At 67.5% G+C, this 21744-nt stretch carries 22 protein-coding genes; 12 read left to right on the top strand and 10 right to left on the bottom strand.

Going from position 1 to position 21744, the window contains the following annotated elements; translation table 11 throughout:
- Positions 1 to 43: 43 nt before the first annotated feature.
- Complete coding sequence (locus ACSX1D_RS15460) at positions 44 to 1537, bottom strand: CoA-acylating methylmalonate-semialdehyde dehydrogenase (RefSeq protein ID WP_439859350.1); 1494 nt, start codon at positions 1535 to 1537, stop codon at positions 44 to 46.
- 194 nt (positions 1538 to 1731) lie between these two features.
- Between ACSX1D_RS15460 and ACSX1D_RS15455 the strand changes: the two genes are divergently transcribed.
- The 3 genes from ACSX1D_RS15455 to ung all read left to right on the top strand — a co-directional run bounded on the left by ACSX1D_RS15455 (position 1732) and on the right by ung (position 4140).
- The gene (locus ACSX1D_RS15455; RefSeq protein ID WP_439859349.1) at positions 1732 to 2628 is read left to right on the top strand and encodes an AraC family transcriptional regulator; all 897 of its coding nucleotides are present in this window, start codon (positions 1732 to 1734) and stop codon (positions 2626 to 2628) included.
- Between the two features lie 101 nt (positions 2629 to 2729).
- Entirely contained in the window at positions 2730 to 3386 is a 657-nt protein-coding gene (locus ACSX1D_RS15450) for a DJ-1/PfpI family protein (RefSeq protein ID WP_439859348.1), read from the top strand.
- A 61-nt stretch (positions 3387 to 3447) separates the two neighbouring features.
- A complete protein-coding gene (gene ung, locus ACSX1D_RS15445) occupies positions 3448 to 4140 on the top strand; it encodes a uracil-DNA glycosylase (RefSeq protein WP_439859347.1) in 693 nt (230 codons plus the stop codon).
- Positions 4141 to 4148: 8 nt separating this feature from the next.
- Here ung and ACSX1D_RS15440 read toward each other — a convergent pair whose 3' ends face one another.
- The 6 genes from ACSX1D_RS15440 to ACSX1D_RS15415 form a co-directional block, all read right to left on the bottom strand.
- Positions 4149 to 5030 (bottom strand): DUF6279 family lipoprotein, encoded by an 882-nt coding sequence (locus ACSX1D_RS15440; protein ID WP_439859346.1) that lies wholly within the window; start codon positions 5028 to 5030, stop codon positions 4149 to 4151.
- Positions 5031 to 5137: 107 nt separating this feature from the next.
- On the bottom strand, positions 5138 to 6202 hold the full coding sequence (locus tag ACSX1D_RS15435) for an AbrB family transcriptional regulator (protein ID WP_439859345.1): 1065 nt from the start codon (positions 6200 to 6202) through the stop codon (positions 5138 to 5140).
- On the bottom strand, positions 6195 to 7703 hold the full coding sequence (locus tag ACSX1D_RS15430) for a tripartite tricarboxylate transporter permease (RefSeq protein ID WP_439859344.1): 1509 nt from the start codon (positions 7701 to 7703) through the stop codon (positions 6195 to 6197). The genes ACSX1D_RS15435 and ACSX1D_RS15430 overlap by 8 nt, the downstream gene beginning before the upstream one ends.
- 1 nt (position 7704) lies before the next feature.
- The gene (locus ACSX1D_RS15425) at positions 7705 to 8148 is read right to left on the bottom strand and encodes a tripartite tricarboxylate transporter TctB family protein (RefSeq protein ID WP_439859343.1); all 444 of its coding nucleotides are present in this window, start codon (positions 8146 to 8148) and stop codon (positions 7705 to 7707) included.
- Positions 8149 to 8233: 85 nt separating this feature from the next.
- Complete coding sequence (locus ACSX1D_RS15420; protein ID WP_439859342.1) at positions 8234 to 9211, bottom strand: Bug family tripartite tricarboxylate transporter substrate binding protein; 978 nt, start codon at positions 9209 to 9211, stop codon at positions 8234 to 8236.
- A gap of 28 nt (positions 9212 to 9239) precedes the next feature.
- Positions 9240 to 10502 (bottom strand): OprD family porin, encoded by a 1263-nt coding sequence (locus tag ACSX1D_RS15415; RefSeq protein ID WP_439859341.1) that lies wholly within the window; start codon positions 10500 to 10502, stop codon positions 9240 to 9242.
- Between the two features lie 242 nt (positions 10503 to 10744).
- Between ACSX1D_RS15415 and ACSX1D_RS15410 the strand changes: the two genes are divergently transcribed.
- Both ACSX1D_RS15410 and ACSX1D_RS15405 read left to right on the top strand, forming a co-directional pair.
- On the top strand, positions 10745 to 11416 hold the full coding sequence (locus ACSX1D_RS15410) for a response regulator (RefSeq protein ID WP_439859340.1): 672 nt from the start codon (positions 10745 to 10747) through the stop codon (positions 11414 to 11416).
- 16 nt (positions 11417 to 11432) lie between these two features.
- Complete coding sequence (locus ACSX1D_RS15405) at positions 11433 to 12824, top strand: sensor histidine kinase (protein ID WP_439862337.1); 1392 nt, start codon at positions 11433 to 11435, stop codon at positions 12822 to 12824.
- 79 nt (positions 12825 to 12903) lie between these two features.
- Here the strand turns inward: ACSX1D_RS15405 and ACSX1D_RS15400 are convergent, their stop codons facing one another.
- Entirely contained in the window at positions 12904 to 13743 is an 840-nt protein-coding gene (locus ACSX1D_RS15400; protein ID WP_439859339.1) for an HDOD domain-containing protein, read from the bottom strand.
- A 37-nt stretch (positions 13744 to 13780) separates the two neighbouring features.
- The gene (gene ygfZ / locus ACSX1D_RS15395) at positions 13781 to 14722 is read right to left on the bottom strand and encodes a CAF17-like 4Fe-4S cluster assembly/insertion protein YgfZ (RefSeq protein WP_439859338.1); all 942 of its coding nucleotides are present in this window, start codon (positions 14720 to 14722) and stop codon (positions 13781 to 13783) included.
- A 189-nt stretch (positions 14723 to 14911) separates the two neighbouring features.
- On the opposite strand from ygfZ, the gene ACSX1D_RS15390 reads away from it, so the two are divergent.
- Positions 14912 to 15166, top strand: a complete 255-nt coding sequence (locus tag ACSX1D_RS15390) for a succinate dehydrogenase assembly factor 2 (protein ID WP_439859337.1) — start codon at positions 14912 to 14914, stop codon at positions 15164 to 15166.
- Entirely contained in the window at positions 15150 to 15602 is a 453-nt protein-coding gene (locus ACSX1D_RS15385; RefSeq protein ID WP_439859336.1) for a protein YgfX, read from the top strand. Before ACSX1D_RS15390 ends, ACSX1D_RS15385 begins: the two co-directional genes overlap by 17 nt.
- Here the strand turns inward: ACSX1D_RS15385 and nadB are convergent.
- Positions 15571 to 17187 carry an L-aspartate oxidase gene (gene nadB / locus ACSX1D_RS15380; protein ID WP_439859335.1) on the bottom strand — a complete coding sequence of 539 codons (1617 nt, stop codon included), beginning with the start codon at positions 17185 to 17187 and terminating at the stop codon, positions 15571 to 15573. The genes ACSX1D_RS15385 and nadB overlap by 32 nt on opposite strands.
- A 377-nt stretch (positions 17188 to 17564) precedes the next feature.
- On the opposite strand from nadB, the gene rpoE reads away from it, so the two are divergent.
- Genes rpoE through ACSX1D_RS15355 form a run of 5 tightly spaced genes read left to right on the top strand, consistent with a single transcriptional unit; the run spans position 17565 to position 21650 of the window.
- A complete protein-coding gene (rpoE, locus tag ACSX1D_RS15375; protein WP_439859334.1) occupies positions 17565 to 18146 on the top strand; it encodes an RNA polymerase sigma factor RpoE in 582 nt (193 codons plus the stop codon).
- Between the two features lie 31 nt (positions 18147 to 18177).
- Complete coding sequence (locus tag ACSX1D_RS15370) at positions 18178 to 18765, top strand: sigma-E factor negative regulatory protein (RefSeq protein ID WP_439859333.1); 588 nt, start codon at positions 18178 to 18180, stop codon at positions 18763 to 18765.
- An 8-nt stretch (positions 18766 to 18773) separates the two neighbouring features.
- Entirely contained in the window at positions 18774 to 19730 is a 957-nt protein-coding gene (locus ACSX1D_RS15365) for a MucB/RseB C-terminal domain-containing protein (protein WP_439859332.1), read from the top strand.
- Positions 19727 to 20182 carry a SoxR reducing system RseC family protein gene (locus ACSX1D_RS15360; protein WP_439859331.1) on the top strand — a complete coding sequence of 152 codons (456 nt, stop codon included), beginning with the start codon at positions 19727 to 19729 and terminating at the stop codon, positions 20180 to 20182. Before ACSX1D_RS15365 ends, ACSX1D_RS15360 begins: the two co-directional genes overlap by 4 nt.
- Positions 20183 to 20219: 37 nt before the next feature.
- Entirely contained in the window at positions 20220 to 21650 is a 1431-nt protein-coding gene (locus ACSX1D_RS15355) for a DegQ family serine endoprotease (protein WP_439859330.1), read from the top strand.
- The last annotated feature ends 94 nt before the right edge of the window (positions 21651 to 21744 follow it).

Genomic DNA, 21744 nt, shown 5'->3' with positions numbered 1-21744 from the left:
CAGAGGCCCGAACCAGGCCGGCGGCTGGCCGGCCCGGCGCCCATCATTTCAGGTGGATGGTCATGTTCGGCCCCGTGACGGGCGACTCGTCGAACCAGCGCGTGGTGACCGTCTTGGTCTCGGTGAAGAAGCGCACGCCCTGTTTGCCGTAGGCGTGCAGGTCGCCGTAGAACGAGCCCTTCCAGCCGGTGAAGGAGAAGAATGGCAGCGGCACCGGCACCGGCACGTTGACGCCGACCTGGCCGACTTCCACCGCGTGCTGGTAGTGGCGCGCGGCGCCGCCGGAGCGGGTGAAGATCGAGGTGCCGTTGCCGTAGGGGCTGGCGTTGACCAGGGCAATGGCCTCATCCAGGGTGTCGACCTCCATGCACACCAGCACCGGGCCGAAGATTTCCTCGCGGTACAAGCCCATCTTGGTGGTCACCCCGCGGAACAGGGTGGGGCCCAGCCAGTTGCCGTTCGGGTAGCCCGGCACCGTGCACTGCGAACCGTCGAGCAGGCACTCGGCGCCTTCGGCCTTGCCCTCGGCGATCAGGCGCAGCCCCCGTTGTTTGGCCTGCTGGCTGATCAGCGGGCCGTAGGCGGCACTCGGGTCGGTCCAGGGCCCGGGGCGCAGTTCGGCCATCTGCGCGCGCAACTCCTCGATCCACTGCCTGGACTCGCCGACGAACACCGCCACGCTGATCGCCATGCAGCGCTGGCCGGCGGCGCCGCAGCTGGAGCCGACCAGGTTGCTGATGACCTGGTCCTTGTTGGCGTCCGGCAGGATCACCATGTGGTTCTTCGCCCCGGCGAAGGCCTGTACGCGCTTGAGGTGGGCGGTGCCGGTACGGTAGATGTGCTGGCCCACCGGCACCGAGCCGACGAAGGAGATGGCGCGGATGTCCGGGTGGGTGAGCAGGCTGTCGACCACCTCGCGGCCGCCGTGCAGCACCTGCAGCACGCCCTTGGGCGCGCCGGCCTCGATAAACAGTTCGGCCAGGCGGTTGGGGGTCAGCGGGTCCTGTTCCGACGGCTTGAGGATGAAGGTGTTGCCGGCGGCGATGGCCAGGGGAAACATCCACAGCGGGATCATCGCCGGGAAGTTGAACGGGGTGATTCCGGTGCACACGCCCAAGGGCTGGATCCAGCTGGCGGTGTCGATATCGCGGGCGACGTTCTCGGCGGTCTCGCCCATCATCAGGCTGGCGATGTTGGCGGCCTGCTCGACCACCTCGATGCCGCGCCAGACGTCGCCCTTGGCGTCGGCCAGGGTCTTGCCGGTTTCCCCGGCGAGGATCTGCGCCAGCTCGTCGTGGTGTTCCTTGAGCAGGTGCTGGTAACGCAGCATCAGGCGCGCGCGCTCCGGTACCGGCACTTCGCGCCAGTCGAGGAAAGCCGCCTTGGCACTGGCCACGGCGGCCTCGATCTCCTCGGCGGTGGCCTTGGGCGCCAGGGCCAGCACCTCCTGGGTCGCCGGGTCGGTGACCTCGATGAATTCGCGGCTGCGACTCTCGCGCCATTCGCCTTCGATCAACTGCGGGATTGCCTTGGCCATCGTTCCCTCCACGGGCTGGGTGCGGTTGTTGTTTGCCTATTGTTATAGCCGCCTCGAAGCGCCTTGTGGATTGACGATCTTGGCCTGGGGATGGACGATCTTGGGATTGAATAGGCTGCCAAGGCCAGGCGCTGGACATCCGGTGCGCTGGTTTCGGGGCTCACAGCTGAGTCGCAGGGGCGCAGGACATGGCGATGGATAAAACTACCCGGATTCGACAGGTCGACACCTCGAACTGGCCGCTGCCGGCCAACGGCGTGCGCTTCATCACGCCGCCGCGCCTGCGCCGGTTGCTGGCCCGCCATCCTCTGGCCCAGGGCTGCTATCCGCTGGCCCTGGGCTTCTACCCGGAGGCCCTGGGCCATCGCATGAGCCGGCCGGCGCCGATCGACCACCTGCTGATCTACTGCCGCGCCGGCCAGGGCTGGCTGGAGACCGCGGATGGACGAATGGCGGTCGCAGGGGGCGACCTGCTGCTGCTGCCCAAGGGACAGGCCCATGCCTATGGCGCCGATGCCGGCAAACCCTGGACCCTGTACTTCGTGCACTTCGACGGCGAGCTGGCCACGGAATTCCTGCGCCCTTTGGGCAAGGGGCCGCTGTGGCACATCGGTGTGCAGCCGCGCCTGCTGGCCGAGTTCGATGCGCTGCTGGGCCTGCGCAAGCAGGGCCTGAGCCTGCCGCACTTCATCTACGCCGCGCACCAGCTGCAGGCGCTGCTGGCCTCCCTGGCGGTGCTGCCGGCGCGGGCCAAGCTGAAGTCCGGGCGGGTGCTGGACGTCGATGCGGTGCAGGCGGTCATGCGCGCCCACCTGCACGGCTCGCTCAACCTCGACGAGCTGGCCGCCCAGTTCAAGCTGTCGCGCTTCCACTTCGCCAAGACCTACCGGGCGCTGACCGGCCATGCGCCGATCCAGGACTTCATCCAGCTGAAGATGGCCCACGCCTGCCGCCTGCTCGACGAGGGCAGCCAGGGAATCCGTCAGGTCGCCGAGCAGCTCGGCTACGAGGATGTCTACTACTTCTCCCGGCTGTTTCGCAAAGTGGTGGGCATGGCGCCCAGCCACTACCGGGCCCTGCACCAGGGCTGACCGGCGCGCCTGCCGCTGGCCGTATTCGTGGGCGCGTTGTCATTTCCCGGCGTGCCGGCCGGCCGCATCATGGGGCTCATCCAGCAAGCCGGGAGCCGAGCATGAGCACCGCCACTATCGAGACACTCGCCACGCTGGTCCGCCAGCGTCCCCTGGACATCGCCATCCTGTTGTACCCCGAGGTGGAGGTGCTCGATTTCGCCGGGCCCTTCGAGGTGTTCTCGGTGGCCTCGCGGGTGGCCCTTCGCGAGCTGGGGCTGGCGCACCCGGCGTTCCTCGTCCATGCGGTGGCCGCCAGCCGGACCCTGGTCAGCGCCAGGCACGGCCTGCGGGTCATGCCTGAGCGCGGCTTCGCCGACGCCGCGCCCTGCGATGTGCTGATCGTGCCCGGCGGTGTGGTGACCCAGCCGCAGGGCGATGAGGCCACGCTGGCCTGGGTCGCCGAGACCGCCGGGCGGGCGAGCCTGACCGCTTCGGTATGCACCGGCGCGTTCATTCTGGCTGCGGCCGGCTTGCTCGGCCGTGGGCCTGTGACCACCCACTGGGAGGACATCCCGGCGCTGCGCGCGCAGTATCCGCAGCTCGAGGTGGTCGAGTCGGTGCCCTTCGTCGATCGCGGCGCGCTGGTCACCTCGGCCGGCATCTCGGCGGGGATCGGCATGAGCCTGCACCTGGTCGGACGCCTGCTGGGCGTCGAACTCGCCCGCGCCACGGCCCGGCAGATGCAGTACGACTGGGACGACCGGGCGGCGCCTTGACTTGCGCCGGGGGCTTCTCTAGCGTGCCGGGTCCCTTCGCTCGCAAGACCAGGAATCAGGCATGACCGCTGTCGACAACGTCAAACTCGAGGCCGGCTGGAAACAGGCCCTGCGCGAGGAATTCGACAAGCCCTATATGCAGGCGCTGGGCGACTTCCTGCGCCAGGAGAAGGCCGCCGGCAAGGAGATCTACCCGCCGGGGCCGCTGATCTTCAACGCGCTCAACTCCACGCCTTTGGAGCGGGTCAAGGTGGTGATCATCGGCCAAGACCCCTACCACGGTCCGGGCCAGGCCCATGGCCTGTGCTTCTCGGTGCAGCCGGGGGTGCCGACGCCGCCGTCGCTGCTGAACATCTACAAGGAACTCAAGCGCGACCTGAACATCGACATCGCCGGCCACGGCTGTCTGCAGCACTGGGCCGAACAGGGCGTGCTGCTGCTCAACACCTCGCTGACGGTCGAGCGCGGCAATGCCGGCTCCCATGCCGGCAAGGGCTGGCAGCCGTTCACCGACAGGGTGATCGAGGTGGTCAGCGGCCATTGCCAGCGCCTGGTGTTCCTGCTGTGGGGCGCCCATGCGCAGAGCAAGGAGCGCCTGATCGACCCGACCAAGCACCTGATCCTGCGCTCGCCCCATCCCTCGCCGCTGTCCGCACACCGCGGCTTCATCGGCAACGGCCACTTCGGCCGCACCAACAAGTTCCTCGAACAGAACGGCCTGACCCCGGTGGACTGGCGCCTGCCCGAGCTGTAGGGCGGCGCTCAGGCGCGGGCCGGCTGCGCAGCGCCGAGCTGTTCGGCCAGGTCGCGGCTGAGCTGCGCCAGGCGCTGGCTCAGGCGCTGGCGCTGGTCCGCATCGGCGCTGCCGAGCAGCTGGCTGAACAGCTCGGCGGCGGCCTGCCGGGCGCGCGGGTAGGCGTCACGGGACTCGGCGTCGTGGACGCTTTCCCGCTCCTGCAGCAGGCGGCTCAGGCGCGCGGGGAAAGCCGCGCTGTCCCGTGCCGACAGCGCCGCCAGGAATTCGCGCTGCCAGCGCAGGCGGTTGCCCAGCCACAGGCGATTCTGCTCGCCCAGGACCGTCGACCACTGGCGCACATGGCCGCGCTGGGTGTCGTCGAGCCGGCCGAACCAGGGCTCGAGGCGTTGCTCCATACGCACGGCGCGTTCGCTGATCTGCACCTCCAGCGGCGGCTCGAGATAGCGCTCACGGTCATCGCGGTGATCGTCCGCCAGGGTGGCCCGCAAGCCGGCCACCTGCGCCTCGTCGAGGCCCTGCAACAGGGCGATGGCGGTCGGGGTGATCTGCACGGCGAGGCGCTGCAGCGCCGCATCGAGTTCGGCGAAGTGCGCGAGCAGCTGCGCGGCGCTGGGCGGCGGCTGCTCGACCAGCTCGCGGCTGCGCTGCAGCCAGGCCAGGTTGCGCGGCAGTTCGTGGCTGCAATGCCAGTTCAGGTGCGCCTGCAGGCGCGGCCTGAGCCAGGCCTGTTGCTGGCGGTCGAGGTTGAGGTAGTGGTCCAGGCGCCAGGGCAGCAACCAGTCGAGGTTGCGGTAGATCAGTTCGAAACGGCTGCAGCCGGCGAGCAGCACACAGAGGCAGAGCAGCGCCAGCAGGGACTTCAGGTGTCTATGCCGGGGCAGCGCCATGGGTTTGGTTCCGTAGCCGTGGGTTCGTTCGCTGAAGGATACGCCAGGCCCTTGCCCGTCGCCCGGCCTGCCGGCGTGGCGGCAAAAAAGAGCCCGCACGAGGCGGGCTAAAGCGTGGTCGTGGGTAGGTCTGCGGGCCTGAGGCGCTGCCACAGGCGGAACAGCGGCTCGGCCAGGAACATCACCAGAAACAGCCGCAACACCTGCAGGGCGGTGACCAGCGCCACCGAGAGCTGCAGGGCGTCGGCGGTCAGGCACAGCTCGGTGATGCCGCCGGGCATCATGCCGAGCATCAGTGCGGTCGGCTCGGCCCCGGCCAGCCAGCCGAGGGCCAGCCCCAGTCCGGCGGCGGTGAGCATGGCCAGCAGGGTAAACAGCAGGATGCGGGCGAGAAAACCCGGCGCGCTGCGAAAGAAGGCGCGGTCGAAGTGGCAGCCCAGGGCGCAGCCGATCAGCCACTGGCCGGCCTGGCCGAGGCCGGGCGGCAGCCCCAGTTGCAGGTCGAAGGCGACGCTGGCCACGGCGCATGCCGTCAGCGGACCGAGCATCCAGGGATTGGGCTGGCGCAGCTTCTTCCACAACAGGGCCAGCACGGCGCCAGCCGGCAGCAGCACGGCCAGCCAGGGCCCGTTCTCCGCGGCGGGGGCCGCTGGCGCGCCAGGCGGCAGGCTCCAGGCGAACAGCGCCGGCACCAGCAGCACCACCAGCAACAGGCGCAGGCTGTGCGCCGCGGCGACCCGGGCGATCTGTGCGTCGTGGCGCTGGGCCAGGTTGACCATCTCGCTGGCACCGCCGGGCATGCTGGCGAAGAACGCCGTGGCGCGGTCGAGCCCGGCGCGGCGCAGCAGGGCGATGCCGATCAGGCTCAGCAGCAGGGTGCCGACCGCGCCGGCGAGGATCAGGGTGAAGTGGCCGAGCAGTTGCGTCATCACCTCGCCGGTGAAATGCAGGCCGATGCCGCTGGCGACCAGCCATTGGCCGGTCTGCCGCCCGCCCGGCAGTTCGCCGATCAGCCAGCCGCCGCAGCGGGCGGCGATCACCGCCAGCAGCGAGCCGATGATCCACGGCAGCGGCCAGCCGATCAGGCTGGCCAGGTAGCCGCCGGCCAGGCCGACCAGGGGCGTGGCCCACCAGCGGCGCCAGCCGGGCGGCGAGGCGGCCAGATCAGGCATTGGCCAGGCGCGCGCGGCTGCGTCCGCGCATCCAGCGCAGGCCCGGCATGGCCAGCATCAGCGCGGCCAGCGTCCACAGGCACAGGGTGATCGGGCTGGACCAGAGGATGCTCAGCTCGCCGGCGGAGATCGACAGGGCGCGGCGCAGGTTGTCCTCCATCAGCTCGCCGAGGACGAAGCCGAGGATCACCGCCGATAACGGGAAGTCCAGCTTGCGCAGGAGATAGCCGAACACGCCCAGGCCAATCATCAGCAGCAGGTCGAAGGTGGTGCTGTGCACGGCGTAGACCCCGACCATGCTGATCACCGTGATGGCCGGCACCAGAATCCAGTTCGGCACGCTGAGCATGCGCGAGAACAGGCCGATCAGCGGGATGTTCATCACCAGCAGGATGACGTTGCCGATGAACAGCGAGGCGATCAGGCCCCAGACCACGTCCGGCTGCTGCTCGAACAGCATCGGACCCGGAGTGATGTTGTACAGCGCCAGGGCGCCGATCATCACTGCGGTGGTGCCCGAGCCCGGTACGCCGAGGGTCAGCATGGGGATCAGCGAGCCGCAGGCCGAGGCGTTGTTGGCCGCCTCCGGGGCGGCCAGGCCGCGCAGGTCGCCCTCGCCGAACTTGCCGCCGCTGCCGGCCAGGCGCTTCTCGGTCATGTAGGTCATGGCGCTGGCGATGGTCGCGCCGGCGCCGGGCAGGGTGCCGATGACGAAGCCGGCCAGGGCGCTGCGCAGCATGGTCCAGAAGGTGGCGCAGAACTCCTTGAGGTTGAACAGCAGGCGGCCGCTGGTCTTCACCGCCTTCTGCCCGGCGTGGGTGTTCTCCAGCATCACCAGGATCTCGCTGACGCTGAAGAAGCCGATCACCACGATGATGAACTGGATGCCGTCGGACAGGCTGACGCTGCCGAAGGTGAAGCGGTACACCCCGGTGGTCGAGTCGACGCCGACCGTGGCCAGGGCCAGGCCGATCAGCGCCGCCATCAGGGTCTTGACCGGCTTGTCGCCGACCATACCGCCCAGGCAGGCGATGGCGAAGATCATCAGCACGAAGTATTCGGCCGGGCCGAAGGCCACCGCCCACTTGGCCAGCAGCGGGGCGAACAGCACCACGCCGCAGGTGGCGACGATGCTGCCGACGAAGGAACTGACCGCCGACAGCGACAGGGCGATGCCGGCCTTGCCCTGGCGTGCCAGCGGGTAGCCGTCGAGGGTGGTCATCACCGCCGCGGCGTCGCCCGGCACGTTGAGCAGGATGGCGGAGATGCGTCCGCCGTACTCGCAGCCCAGGTACACCGCGGCCAGCAGGATCAGTGCGGTCTCCGGCGGCAGGCCGAAGGCGAAGGCCAGGGGCAGCAGCAGGGCCACGCCGTTGATCGGGCCGAGGCCCGGCAGCAGGCCGACCACGGTGCCGACGAAGGCGCCGAACAGCGCCACCAGCAGGTTGTCCGGGCGGGTGGCGACGTCGAAGCCTTGGCTCAGAAATTGTAGGGTTTCCATCTCAGCTCTCCACGAAAACGTCGAACACGCCGAGCGGCAGCGGCACGTCCAGCAACAGGTCGAACAGGCCATACAGCAGCACGCCCATCAGCACGCCGCTGAGGGCGCAGGGCAGCAGGCGACCGGTGAACAGCAGGCCGAGGGCGAAGGTCGCCAGGGCCGTGCTGAGGACGAAGCCCAGGGTCTCGAACAGCAGGGCGTAGGCCAGCAGGGCCAGCACGCACAGCAGCGTGCGTTTGACGCTGGGCAGGTGCAGCTGGAGCCGCGTGGCGCCAGGCTTGAACAGCAGCCAAAGGCTGCCGGCGGCCATCAGGCCGAGCAGCAGCAGGGGGTAGGCGCGCGGGCCGACCGGGTCGTAGGCGAAGGGTGCCTGGAAGCCCCAGGCGAGAACGGCGAGTCCGGCGCAGAGCAGCAGCCAGACCGCGGAAAACAGGCGGACATACATGACGGTTTACCTTGTCGAGGTCGGGAGGACCCAGGAGTCGCAGGATGGGCGGCGCTCGGCCCATCCTGCGCAGGAGCAGGCGGAGTTACTCGACCAGGCCGAACTCGCCGGCCAGGGTCTTGTACTCCTCGACCTGCTTGAAGACGAAGGCATCCAGTTCTTCGCCGGTCATCGACAGCGGCAGCAGGTCACGCTGCTCGCGCAGCTTGGCGAAATCCTCGCGGGCCAGCAGGCTGTCGAACTGCTGCTTCCACCAGCCGTACTGCTCGTCGCTGACTTCTGGGCCGACATAGAAGCCGCGGATCACCGGCCAGCTGATGTCGTAGCCCTGCTCCTTGGCGGTGGGGATGTCGCCCAGCTTGCCCGGCAGGCGATCGTCGGCCAGCACCGCGAGGATGCGCACCTTGTTCGCCGCCAGCTGCGGGGTGACTTCGCCGAGGCCGCTGCTGGTCACCTGCACGTGGCCGCCGAGCATGGCGGTGAGGGTCTCGCCGCCGCCCTCGAAGGCCACGTAACGCAGGTCCTTCGGGTCGATGCCGGCGGCGCGGGCGATCAGCGCGGTCTGCATCCAGTCCTGGCCGCCGATGGTCGCGCCGGCGCCGAAGACGATGCTCGACGGGTCCTTCTTCAGGGCGTCGACCAGGTCATTCAGGGTCTGGTACGGCGAGTCGGCGCGCACGGTGATGGCGCCGTAGTCGGTGCCGACCGCGGCCAGCCAGCGCACCGCGTGCTCGTCGTAGCGACCGAACTTGCCCTGGGCCAGGTTGAGCAGGGAACCGCTGGAGAAGGCCACGATGGTGCCCGGGTCATCGGCGCGCTGGGCCACCACCGCGTTGTAGGCCACCGCGCCGACACCGCCGGGCATGTAGGTGACGCGCATCGGCGCCTTGAGCAGGCCGCTGTCCTTCAGGCCGCTCTGGGCCAGCTTGCAGGTCAGGTCGAAGCCGCCGCCGGGCTTGGCCGGGGCGATGCACTCGGGGCGCTTGGGTTCGCCGGCCAGCAGTTGGCTGGAGAAGGCCAGGCAGGCGGTGGCCAGGGCGAGTTTGCTGAAGACAGTTTTCATGGGGTTACCTCTCGATTGTTATTGTGGATTACAGGATTGGCAGCGTGTAGCCGACGACCACTCGGTACTCGTCGGAGTCGCGGGCGAAGTCGGAGCGGAAGTTCGCGTTACGCAGGCGTACGTAGAGGTTCTTGGCCGGGCCGCTCTGCACCACGTACTTGACCTCGAAGTTGTGTTCCCACTCGCTGCCACGCGCGTCGCTGCCGATGATTCGTGCGTCGGTGCCCTTGATATAGCGCGCGAGCACGTTCAGGCCGGGCAGGCCGAGTGCGGCGAAGTTGTAGTCGTAGCGGGCCGACCAGGATTTCTCGTCGGGGTTGGCGTAGTCGTTGGCGGAGTCGTTGACCAGATAGGGGTCGCTGCCGTCGATGTAGGCGTAGCCGGTGTCGCCGCTCATGTCCTGGTAGGCCAGGCTCAGCTTGTGCCCGCTGTGGGCGTAGCTGAGCACACCGTTCAGTGCGCGGTTGTCGATCGTGCCGGCCTTGGCCAGGCCCGAGTCGTCGCTGAGCATCAGGCGCAGGTCGGCGGCCAGGGTGCCGCTGCCCAGGGGGTAGCTGGCCAGCAGGTTGAAGAAGTTCTGCCGGTAGATGTCGTCCAGCTCGCCATGGAAGTAGCGGCCCTTGAGGTTCTGGTTGAACTGGTAGTCGAGACCGGCCAGGCTCAGGTGGTCGGCCGTCACGCCGCCGGGGAAGCGCTTGTTCCTGCTGTTGAGCACCAGCGCCTCGGAGTTGCTCGAGGCGCGGTCGATGACCTTGTCCAGGCGCCCGCCGGTGAAGGTCAGGCCCTCCACTTCGGCGGAAGTCAGCAGGCCGCCCTCGAACACCTGGGGCAGCAGGCGGCTGTCGCTGGCCTTGACCACCGGCAGGTCGGGCACGTGCGAGCCGTAGCGCAGCTCGGTGGCGGAGACCTTGACCTTGGCGGTCAGGCCCAGGCGGCTGAACTCGTCGGGGGCACCGCCGCTTTCCTGCGTCGGCAGCAGGCCGGTGCCGGTGCGGCCGCCGCCCGAGTCTAGCTTGATGCCGAGCAGGCCCAGGGCGTCGAGGCCGAAGCCGACGCTGCCCTCGGTGTAGCCGGACTTGATGCCGAGGATGAAGCCCTGGCCCCATTCCTCGCGCTTGTTCTGGCCGTCGCCTTCGCGGAAGTCGCGGTTCAGGTAGATGTTGGTGGTGGACAGGCTGGCGCTGCTGTCATCGATAAAGGCGGCCTGTGCAGCAGGGGCGAGCAGTGCCGTGCCGATGGCCAGGCTGAGCAGGTGAACAGGCGACAATGCCTGGCGTGATGCGTTGGGCATCCGGTGGTCTCCACTATTATTTTTGTAGCGGCTGCACACCACTGTGCAGGCCGTTTGGGCAGGTGGATCGAGCCACCTGAAACCGATGCTAGGGACTCAAGCTTTCGCCAGGCTTTCATGGCCGAAAGTTTTCCCAGGATGTCCGCGGCGGGGCGTTCGGTGCTTCACGGCAGGGGCGGCAGGGGTACACTTCCGCCCTCTGATGACGTGAGCAGCGGCAGTGAGCCGGTTTGGAGGTGGCGGTGCGGGTATTGCTGGTCGAAGACCATCCACAACTGGCGGCCAGCGTGGCTCAGGCCCTGAAGGCGGCCGGCTGGACGGTGGACGTGCTGCATGACGGGGTGGCCGCCGACCTGGCCCTGGCCAGCGAGGACTATGCCCTGGCGATTCTCGACATCGGCCTGCCGCGGCTGGATGGCTTCCAGGTGCTGGCGCGCCTGCGCGAGCGGGGCAAGACCCTGCCGGTGCTGATGCTGACCGCCCGTGGCGAGGTCAAGGACCGGGTCCATGGCCTCAACCTGGGCGCCGATGACTACCTGGCCAAGCCCTTCGAGCTGAGCGAGCTGGAGGCGCGGGTCAAGGCCCTGTTGCGCCGCAGCCTGCTGGGCGGCGAACAGCAGCAGCGCTGCGGCGAGCTGCTCTACGATCTTGGCACCCGGCGCTTCAGCCTACGCGGCGAGCCGCTGAGCCTGACATCCCGCGAGCAGGCGGTGCTCGAGGCGATGATCGCCCGCCCCGGCCGGGTGATGAGCAAGGAGCAGCTGGCGGCCCAGGTGTTCGGCCTCGACGAGGAGGCCAGCAGCGATGCCATGGAGATCTACGTGCACCGCCTGCGCAAGAAGCTCGAGGGCAGTGGTGTGCGCATCGTCACCTTCCGCGGCCTGGGCTACTTGCTGGAGGCCGTTGGTGACTGAACGCCTGAGGCCGGCGGTGAGCGAACCGGGCAGCCTGCGCGGGCGCCTGCTGCGGCGCCTGGCGCTGCTGCTGGCGCTGATCCTCCTGCTCAGCAGCCTGAGCGCCTACTGGAGCGCCCGGCGCGCCGCCGACACCGCCTACGACCGCACCCTGCTGGCCTCGGCGCGGGCCATCGCCCAGGGCCTGTATAGCGACGACGGCCGGCTCAAGGCCAACGTGCCCTACGTCGCCCTGGATACCTTCGCCTACGACAGTGCCGGGCGTATCTATTACCAGGTGCTGGACATGCACGGTGTGCTGGTTTCCGGCTATGAGCAGCTGCCCGGCGCGCCGGCCGGCACCCCGCGTACCGACGACTACCCGGCCCTGGCGCATTTCTACGATGCCGAGTTCCGCGGCCAGGGGGTGCGGGTGGTCAGCCTGCTGCAACCGGTCAGCGAGCCGGCGCTCAACGGCGTCGCGGAGATCCGCGTGGCCGAGACCCAGGGTGCCCGCGAGCGCATGGCCCGCGAGCTGCTGCTCGGTACCCTGTGGCGCATGGGCATTCTCTCGCTCAGCGCGCTGCTGCTGGTGTGGCTGGCGGTCAGCGCCGCCTTGCGCCCGCTGGAGAGCCTGCGCCGGGCGGTGGCCGAGCGTGGCAGCGATGACCTGCGACCGCTGCCCGACGACGAGTTGCCGCGGGAGCTGCGGCCGCTGGTGAATGCCTTGAACCAGTTCAACGAGCGCTTACGCAACCTGTTTGAGCGCCAGTCGCAATTCATCGCCGAGGCGGCCCACGAGCTGCGCACGCCCCTGGCGGCGCTCAAGGCGCGGGTCGAGTTGGGGTTGCGCGCGCAGCAGCCGCAGGAGTGGCGCGGAACTTTGGAGGAAGCGGCGCAGAATACCGAACGCCTCAGCCAGCTGGCCAACCAGCTGCTCTCCCTGGCGCGCATCGAGAGCGGCGCGCGGGCGATCGCCGAGGGTGGCGCCGAGCGTCTCGACCTCAGCCAGCTGGCTCGCGAGCTGGGCCTGGCCCTGGCGCCCCTGGCCCATGCCCGCGGCGTCTCCCTGGCCCTGGAGGCCGAGCAGCCGGTGTGGCTACGCGGCGAGCCGAACTTGCTCAACGAATTGCTGTGCAACCTGCTGGACAACGCCCTGGCCCATATCCCCGCGGGCGGCAACGTGGTGGTGCGGGTGCTGGCCCCGGCGGTGCTGGAGGTGCAGGACGACGGTCCGGGCATACCGCCGGAGGAACACGAGAAGGTGTTCCGGCGCTTCTATCGACGTGGCCCTCGGGGCGCCGGCGCCGGCCTGGGGCTGGCCATCGTCGGCGAGATCTGCCGCGCCCACCGGGCCTCGATCAGCCTGCATCAGGCGCAGCCGTGCGGTCTGCTGGTGCGGGTGGAGTTTGCTCAGGAGGCGGGCTGAGTCGGCGCTGGGCACTGCCTAGGAGGGACTGCTGCAGATCGCCCGCTGGGGCGATCTGCAGCGGCTGACTTCCGCCGAGTCAGCCCTGTAGCATGCCCATGGCCGCCTCCATCGCGGCGGAGAGGTCTTCGTCTTCCTGCATGTCGACGTTCGGCTCGAGACCGAGCTTGGCGAATGCCGGAACCTTGCTCCAGTCCAGGTGGGTCAGTGGGTGCTCGCTGCCCAGGTAGCTCTGCAGGGTGGCGACCTGGACGATGTCGACATAGTCGGCCTTGGCGCTGTCGCGGCTGAAATTCAGGTGCTGGCTGGGCACCATGGCGATCTGCTCGGGGAATTCCCAGGTGCGCAGGATCTTGTCGCCGATGATCGGGTGAATCTTCTCGATCACATGGTTGAGGCTGATCGAGTCGGACAGCAGTTCGCTGTGTTCCTCGGCGTAGGTGAGGATCGGCAGCACGCCGATCTGGTGCACCAGGCCGGCGAGGGTCGCCTGGTCCGGCATGAGTCGGGTGTAGTGGCGGCACAGCACATGGCAGATGCCGGCGATCTCGGTGCTCTTGTTCCACACCTCGCGCATCTTGCGGTCGACCACGTCGGAGGTGGCCTGGAACATCTGCTCCATCGCCAGGCCGGTGGCCAGGTTGCTGGTGTAGTTGATGCCCAGGCGACTCACCGCCATCTGCAGGTCGGTGATCTCCTTGCTGGTACGCAGCAGCGGACTGTTCACCACCTTGATGATCCGTGCGGTCAGCGCGGCGTCGTTACCGATCACCTTGCTCAGATCCGGAATGCCGACGTTGGGGTTTTCCGCCGCTTCGCGCACGCGCAAGGCGACCTCGGGCAGGGTGGGCAGGACCAGGGCATCGTTGTCGATGGCCTGGAGCAGTTCTTCTTGGACTTTTTCAGCAAGCTTGCTCATGCGCGGTTCTCTTCTGAGTCGGGCGGCGAGGACGGTGTCAGCGCTGGATTTCGCGGTCTGCATCCAGGCCGTAGGGCAGATCGAGTAGGGTCAGTGGCTGGCCTTCGGGGGCGCCGAGGTGGATGCGCCCATCTTTCATGGCGTCCTCCTGGAGTACCGCGAGCAGTTCGATGCCACTGTCGCTTCGGGCGGCCAGCACCACTTCGCCGACGCCGGAACTGTGTACCGGGGAAAACAGTTCGACCGCCGGCTCCGGCAGGTGCTCGCCGGCCATGCGCAGGCGGTACAGGCGGCGCTTGAGCTTGCCCAGGTATTGCATGCGCGCGACGATCTCCTGGCCGGTATAGCAGCCTTTCTTGAAACTCACCGCGCCGAGGGCCTGCAGGTTGAGCATCTGCGGGATGAACAGTTCGCGGGTGCTGCCCAGCACCTGGCCGACGCCGGCGCGGACCTGGGCCAGCAGCCAGTCGTTCAGCGGTGCCTCGCTCAGCTGGGCGGCCAGGCGGGTGCGCAGGGTCTCGGCCTCGCTGGCTGGCGCCCAGAGCTCGCTGCGGCCGTCGCTCAGGCGCAGCGCCAGCAGATTGTTGGCGCGGGCCACGCAATCGGCATCCTGGGCCAGATCAAGCCCCAGGCTGACCAGCACGCCATCGCCGCCGCTGAGGCCGAAGCGCACCCAGGCATCGCGCTCATCGGCGAGTTTGGACTTGGAGAACACCGCATACTTCTGCAGGTCCGCCAGCTGCGCTTCGATCAGTTCGCTGGCCATGGCCAGGAGGAAGCCATCCGCCACGTTGACGATGCGGAAGCTCGAGAGCATGCGGCCCTTGGGCGTGCAGCGGGCACCGAGGCTGCAGCGGTTGTCGCTTAGGTAATTGAGGTTGCAGGTCAGCTGGCCCTGGAGGAACTTGCTGGCGTCTGGGCCGCGAACGGCGAGAATGCCTTCGTGGCTGAGGGTGCAGAAGAATGCGGTTTCGGCCATGGGGAACTAGGGATCGCTGGATAAGAGTCAGGGGCGACATCATAGAGCGCCACCGGAGGCTTGTCAGCGCCTGAGCGCACAGCCGGCGGACAGGCTTGCAGGCGCCCGTCCGCCGAGATCAACAGCCTGCGCTTTCGCCGTTATACTGCCGGGCTGACTCAACGCTCGGCAATCTCAAGGAATCTGCTAATGGTCGACTCGACTGAACTCAATCGCCTGTTCTGGCACAGCCGTCGCGGCATGCTGGAGCTGGACGTGCTGCTGGTGCCATTCGTCAAGGAGGTGTACGCGGACCTCGATGCCGAGGATCAGGCGCGCTACCGCAAGCTGCTCGAGTGCGAGGATCAGGACATGTTCGGCTGGTTCATGCAGCGCGGCGAGCCGGAGGATGCCGACCTCAAGCGCATGGTTCGCATGATTCTGGATCGTGTCCAGCCCAAGTGACGGCTTCGAATGTCGCTGGCGGCCGTCGCGGCAGCTGCTGCTCTGCTATGGGCTGATCCAGGCGCTGGCTCTGCTCACCCTGCTGCTGGTCGAGTTGCCGCCCTGGGGCTATGGCCTGGCGCTTGCGCTGTGCCTGCTCCATGCGCTTTGGGTGCTGCCGCGCCACATCCTGCTGAGTGCGCCCGAGGCCTTCCGCGGCGTGCGCTGTGGCGCCGATGGCTGGCAGCTGTGGAGCGAGGCGAAGGGCTGGCAGGCGATCCAGCTGAGGCCGGACAGCCTGGCCTTGCCGTCGATCGTGGTGCTGCGCTTTCGCCTGGCCGGGGAGTGGCGGGTGCGCGGCCTGTGCATCCCGCGCGATGCGCTGGCGCGCGACCTGCATCGGCGCCTGCGGGTGCGGCTGAAGTTCAGTCGGCGTAGGTGGGCGGCGCCAGAATAGTGTCCTCGGCCACGGGCAGCTGCTCGGGATAGTCCAGGGTGTAGTGCAGGCCGCGGCTTTCGCGGCGCTGCATGGCCGAGCGGATCATCAGCTCGGCGACCTGGGCCAGGTTGCGCAGCTCGATCAGATCGCGGCTCACCTTGTAATTGCTGTAGAACTCGTCGATCTCGTCGAGCAGCAGGCGTACCCGGTGCTGGGCGCGCTGCAGGCGCTTGTTGGTGCGGACGATGCCGACGTAGTCCCACATGAAGCGCCGCAGTTCGTCCCAGTTGTGCGCGATGATCACGTCTTCGTCGGAGTCGGTCACCTGGCTGGCATCCCAGCAGGGCAGGTCGGCCGGCATGGGCACCTGGTCCAGTGCCAGGGCGATATGGCTGGCGGCGGCGCGGGCATAGACGAAACACTCGAGCAGTGAATTGCTGGCCATGCGGTTGGCGCCGTGCAGGCCGGTGAAGCTGGTCTCGCCGATGGCGTACAGGCCGGGGACGTCGGTCTGGCCATTGTGGTCGACCACCACGCCGCCGCAGGTGTAATGCGCCGCCGGTACCACCGGGATGGGTTCGCGGGTGATGTCGATACCGAAGTCCAGGCAGCGCTCGTAGACAGTCGGGAAGTGCGACTTGATGAACTCCGCGGGCTTGTGGCTGATGTCCAGGTACACGCAGTCCGCGCCCAGGCGCTTCATCTCATGGTCGATGGCGCGGGCGACGATGTCGCGCGGGGCCAGTTCGCCGCGCGGATCGAAGCGCGGCATGAAGCGCTGGCCATTGGGCAGCTTGAGCAGCGCGCCTTCGCCGCGCAGGGCCTCGGTCACCAGGAAGCTCTTGGCCTGGGGGTGGTACAGGCAGGTCGGGTGGAACTGGTTGAATTCCAGGTTGCCGACCCGGCAGCCGGCGCGCCAGGCCATGGCGATACCGTCGCCGCAGGCACCGTCCGGGTTGCTGGTGTAGAGGTAGACCTTGGCCGCGCCGCCGGTGGCGAGAACGACGAAGCGGGCACTGAAGGTGTCGACCTGGCCGCTGTCGCGGTTGAGCACGTAGGCGCCCAGGCAGCGCTGGCCGTCGAGGTCGAGCTTGCGTTCGGTGATCAGGTCGACCGCCACTCGCTGTTCCAGCAGCTCGATATTGGCGCGCTGCCTGGCTTGGTCCAGCAGGGTGTTGAAGATCGCCGCGCCAGTGGCGTCGGCGGCGTGAATGATGCGCCTGTGGCTGTGGCCGCCTTCACGGGTCAGGTGGAACTCGAAGCCGCGCTCTTCACCGGCGCTCTGCTCGTCACGGGTGAAGGGCACGCCCTGGTCGATCAACCACTGGATCGCGTCGCGGCTGTGCTCCACGGTGAAGCGCACCGCGTCCTCTCGGCACAGGCCGGCGCCGGCATTGAGCGTGTCTTCGACATGGGATTCGACCGTGTCGCTGTCGTCCAGCACCGCCGCCACGCCGCCCTGGGCCCAGTAAGTGGAGCCATTGGCCAGGTTGCCCTTGCTCAGCACGGCGATGCGCAGGTGCTCGGGGAGGGTCAGGGCGAGTGTCAGGCCGGCTGCGCCGCTGCCAATGACTAGAACGTCGTGCTGGTAGTGTTGGCTCATGTGCAAATTCCGCGAAGAAGCGCCCCTAGTATATAGAGGGGGTGGTCGGCACAATAGCGCGCTTATGACGGGCTGTGGCGCTTGGGAACTTTCTTAGCGTTTCGGGTTCCATAAACGGTCGCCCAGGGTGGGTCGTGTTCAAGGTGGCGCGGAGTTTCGTCTTTCAGCGAGACCGGCGTCTGAGGCGCGAGCGGGTGGCCTAAGATTATTTGCGCGGCAGGGAGCGGCTCACTGTCGCGTTATTCCGTGCGACGCTAAAAAGCGATTTGCCGGAAGCTTGTTTGGGGGGGAGAACTTTTGCGCAACGCCCGAGTCTATTTTGGCAAGCCGAGTCAGCGGCAGGCGCGACACTCCTTCGAGCGCCATGAGGAGTGTTCATGCTAACCCAGGAAGAGGATCAGCAGCTGGTCGAGCGCGTGCAGCGCGGCGACAAGCGGGCGTTTGATCTGTTGGTGCTGAAGTATCAGCACAAGATTCTCGGGTTGATCGTGCGGTTCGTGCACGACAGCCATGAGGCACAGGATGTGGCGCAGGAGGCCTTCGTCAAGGCCTATCGGGCGTTGGGGAATTTCCGTGGCGAGAGCGCGTTCTATACCTGGTTGTATCGGATTGCCATCAATACGGCGAAGAACCATCTGGTGTCGCGGGGACGGCGACCGCCGGATAGCGATGTAAGTGCTGAGGATGCGGAGTTCTACGACGGCGATCATGCCCTCAAGGACATCGAGTCGCCGGAGCGCCTGTTGCTGCGCGATGAGATCGAAGCCACGGTGCACCGCAGCATCCAGCAGTTGCCAGAAGATTTGCGTACGGCCCTAACCTTGCGTGAGTTCGATGGTCTCAGTTACGAGGACATTGCCAGCGTAATGCAGTGTCCGGTGGGTACCGTGCGTTCGCGAATCTTTCGAGCGCGCGAGGCCATAGACAAGTCCCTGCAACCCTTGTTGCAGGAAGCCTAAGACAGCGGCGACAGCCAAGAGAGGAACCGCCATGAGTCGAGAAGCCCTGCAGGAATCGCTGTCCGCGGTGATGGATAACGAAGCGGACGAATTGGAATTGCGGCGCGTGCTCAGCGCGAGCAACGACGGCGAGCTGCGCGCGACCTGGTCGCGTTACCAGATCGCCCGCGCGGCAATGCACAAGGAGTTGCTGGAGCCCAAGCTGGACATCGCCGCCGCGGTCTCTGCGGCGCTTGCCGATGAAGCGCTGCCGGTGGCCCAAAAAGTGGTTCGCGGCCCCTGGCGCGCTGTCGGTCGCCTGGCTGTGGCAGCCTCGGTAACGGTCGCCGTGCTGGCGGGCGTGCGCCTGTACAACCAGGATGAGGTCACTGGCATGCAGCTGGCGCAGCAGGCCGCGCAGCCGGCCTTGGTCAGCCCGCAGGTGCAGGGGCCTGCGATGCTGGCGGGCTACAGCGCCGCAGGCGAGCAGCCGGTGGCGCAACAGGCCGGCGAGACCGAGGCGGGGTGGCATGAGCAGCGTTTGCCGGCCTATCTGCGGCAGCACGCTCAGCAGGCAGCATTGAGTGGCGGCGAGAGCGCATTGCCTTACGCGCGCGCAGCAAGCCTGGAAAGCCGTTAAGGAGTCGCATGCGCTTTATTCCTCTCTTGGTTTTTCTCTGCGGCAGTGGCTGGGCGTTTTCCGCTGTCGCTGCCGAGAATGCGCAAGACTGGCTGCGGCGCCTGGCCGAGGCAGAGCGCAGTCAGAGCTTTCAGGGTACTTTCGTTTACGAGCGCAACGGCAGCTTCTCTACCCATAGCATCTGGCACCGTGTGGAGCAGGGCGGAGCCGTGCGTGAGCGTCTCCTGCAGCTGGATGGTCCGGCCCAGGAGGTGCTACGGGTCAATGGACGTGCCGAGTGTGTAAGCAGCACGCTGGCCGATCAGGTGGCCGGCAACCAGGCGTGGCCCGCCCGTGTGCTTGATGTCCGGCAGCTCGAGAAATGGTATGAGCTGCGAGTCGTCGGCGAGTCCCGGGTGGCCAATCGCGCGGCCGTCGTGTTGGCGTTGGTGCCGCGCGATCAGCACCGCTACGGCGTCGAGCTGCACCTGGACCGCGACAGCGGTTTGCCGCTAAAGACCCTGCTGCTCAATGACAAGGGGCAGCTGCTCGAGCGTTTTCAATTCACCCGCCTGGATACGTCGTCGCCTCTGTCCGATGGCTCGTTGCGGCCAGGGGTGAGCTGCAAGCCCGTGCGCATGGTCGAGGCCCAGGCTCCTGCCGCCGGTGCCTGGCGAGCGGACTGGCTACCCCCGGGGTTTGCCCTGAGCAGCAGCAGTCGGCGGCGCAGTCCGGCCTCGGATGAGTCGGTTGCCTGTCTGGTCTACGACGATGGCGTGGCGCGTTTCAGTGTGTTCCTCGAGCCGCTGCAAGGGGCTCTGGTGGAGGATGCACGCAGCCAGCTTGGTCCGACCGCGGCGGTGTCGCGGCGTATGGCGACCGGTGACGGTGATGTGATGGTCACGGTGGTCGGCGAGATTCCGCTGGGCACGGCCGAGCGCGTGGCGCTGTCGATGCGCGCTGAAGAGTCGTCGGGCACGCCATGATCGAAGAACAGGGGCGGGTGGTTGCGGTCGAAGCAGGTGCCGTGTGGGTCGAGACGCTACGCAAGAGCACCTGCTCCAGCTGCTCGGTGAGTGCCGGCTGCGGTCAGGGGGTGCTCGATCGCCTCGGGGCGGGTGGTCGTCGTGGTCATGTGCGCGCCTTGTCCGATCTGTCTCTGAGTGTGGGCGATGCGGTGGTGATCGGTGTGCGTGAAGACCTGCTGGTGCGTGGTTCCCTTCTGGTGTACCTGATGCCTCTGCTAGGGTTGTTCGGCGCGGCGTTGCTCGCCGACCGCCTGGCCTTGGCCGAGCCCTATGTCGTGCTCGGCGCCTTCCTTGGGCTCGGGCTGTCGTGGGGCGCGGTTCGCTGGCGCAGTGCGTGCACCGCCGGTGATCCGGCCCTGCAGCCAGTGGTCTTGCGTGCCCTGATCGCGGGTCATGTCTCTACGTTGTGAGTCTTTTTGTTTCTTCTGGATGGGGAGCTGTATGTCGATGCCTAGCCTGAAACTGTGTTTTTCCGCGTTGCTTGCAGTGCTGCTGTTAGGGCAGGCGGTCGCCGCGCATGCGGAGTTGCCGGACTTTACCGAGCTGGTCGAGGAGGCCTCGCCGGCCGTGGTGAACATCAGTACCCGGCAGAAGATCCCGGAGCGGGCCGCAGCCGGTGCCGGGCAATTGCCGATGCCTGACCTTGAGGGCCTGCCGCCTATTTTTCGCGAGTTCTTTGAGCGCAACATCCCGCAGGTGCCGCGCTCGCCGGGTGGCGGGCGCCAGCGCGAGGCTCAATCGCTGGGTTCGGGGTTCATCATCTCTGCCGATGGCTATGTGCTGACCAACAATCATGTGATCGCCGATGCCGACGAGATTCTCGTTCGCTTGTCGGATCGCAGCGAGCTGGAGGCCAAGCTGGTGGGCAGCGATCCGCGCAGTGACGTGGCCTTGCTGAAGATCGAGGGACGCAACTTGCCCACCGTCAAGCTCGGCAAGTCCGAGGACCTGAAGGTCGGCGAGTGGGTGCTGGCGATCGGTTCGCCGTTCGGTTTCGATCACTCGGTAACGGCCGGCATCGTCAGTGCCAAGGGGCGCAGCCTGCCGAACGAAAGCTATGTGCCGTTCATCCAGACCGACGTGGCGATCAACCCGGGTAACTCCGGTGGTCCGCTGTTCAATCTGGAAGGCGAAGTGGTCGGCATCAACTCGCAAATCTTCACCCGTTCCGGCGGTTTCATGGGCCTGTCCTTCGCCATTCCGATGAGCGTGGCCCTGGATGTGGCCGAGCAGCTCAAGGTCGATGGCAAGGTCAGTCGCGGCTGGCTGGGGGTGGTGATCCAGGAAGTGAACAAGGACCTGGCCGAGTCCTTCGGCCTGGACAAGCCGGCCGGGGCGCTGGTCGCGCAGGTGCTGGACAACGGACCCGCCGCCAAGGGCGGACTGCAGGTCGGCGATGTGATCCTCAGCCTGAACGACAAGCCGATCATCATGTCCGCTGATCTGCCTCATCTGGTCGGTGGGCTTAAGCCGGGCAGCAAGGCCGAGCTGGATGTGGTGCGCGAAGGGTCGCGCAAGAAGCTCAAGCTCACCATCGGCGCCTTGCCTGAGGAAGGCGAGATGCTGGCGGGCGCCGCGGCGCCGGGTGGCGAGCGCAGCAGCAATCGTCTCGGGGTCAAGGTGGTCGAGCTGACCGCGGAGCAGCGCAAGAGCCTCGATCTGCAGGGCGGGGTGGTCATCACCGAGGTGCTGGACGGGCCGGCGGCCATGATCGGTTTGCGCTCCGGCGATGTGATCACCCACCTGAACAACCAGGCGATCGATTCGGCCAAGACCTTCACCCAGGTTGCCCAGTCGCTGCCGAAGAATCGTTCGGTGTCGATGCGCGTGCTGCGTCAGGGGCGGGCAAGCTTCATCACCTTCAAGCTGGCGGAGTAGCCCCGCCAATCCTGAAACAGGGCGGCGCAGTTCGCCCTTTTCATGCCTGCCGATCGGCGCCTGGGCGTGACGTGCGTGGCGCCGATCGGGTACA

It is taken from the genome of Pseudomonas sp. MBLB4136 (genome assembly GCF_051904765.1).
GTDB lineage: Bacteria > Pseudomonadota > Gammaproteobacteria > Pseudomonadales > Pseudomonadaceae > Aquipseudomonas.
This window is presented reverse-complemented; position numbering and strand designations above follow the sequence as displayed.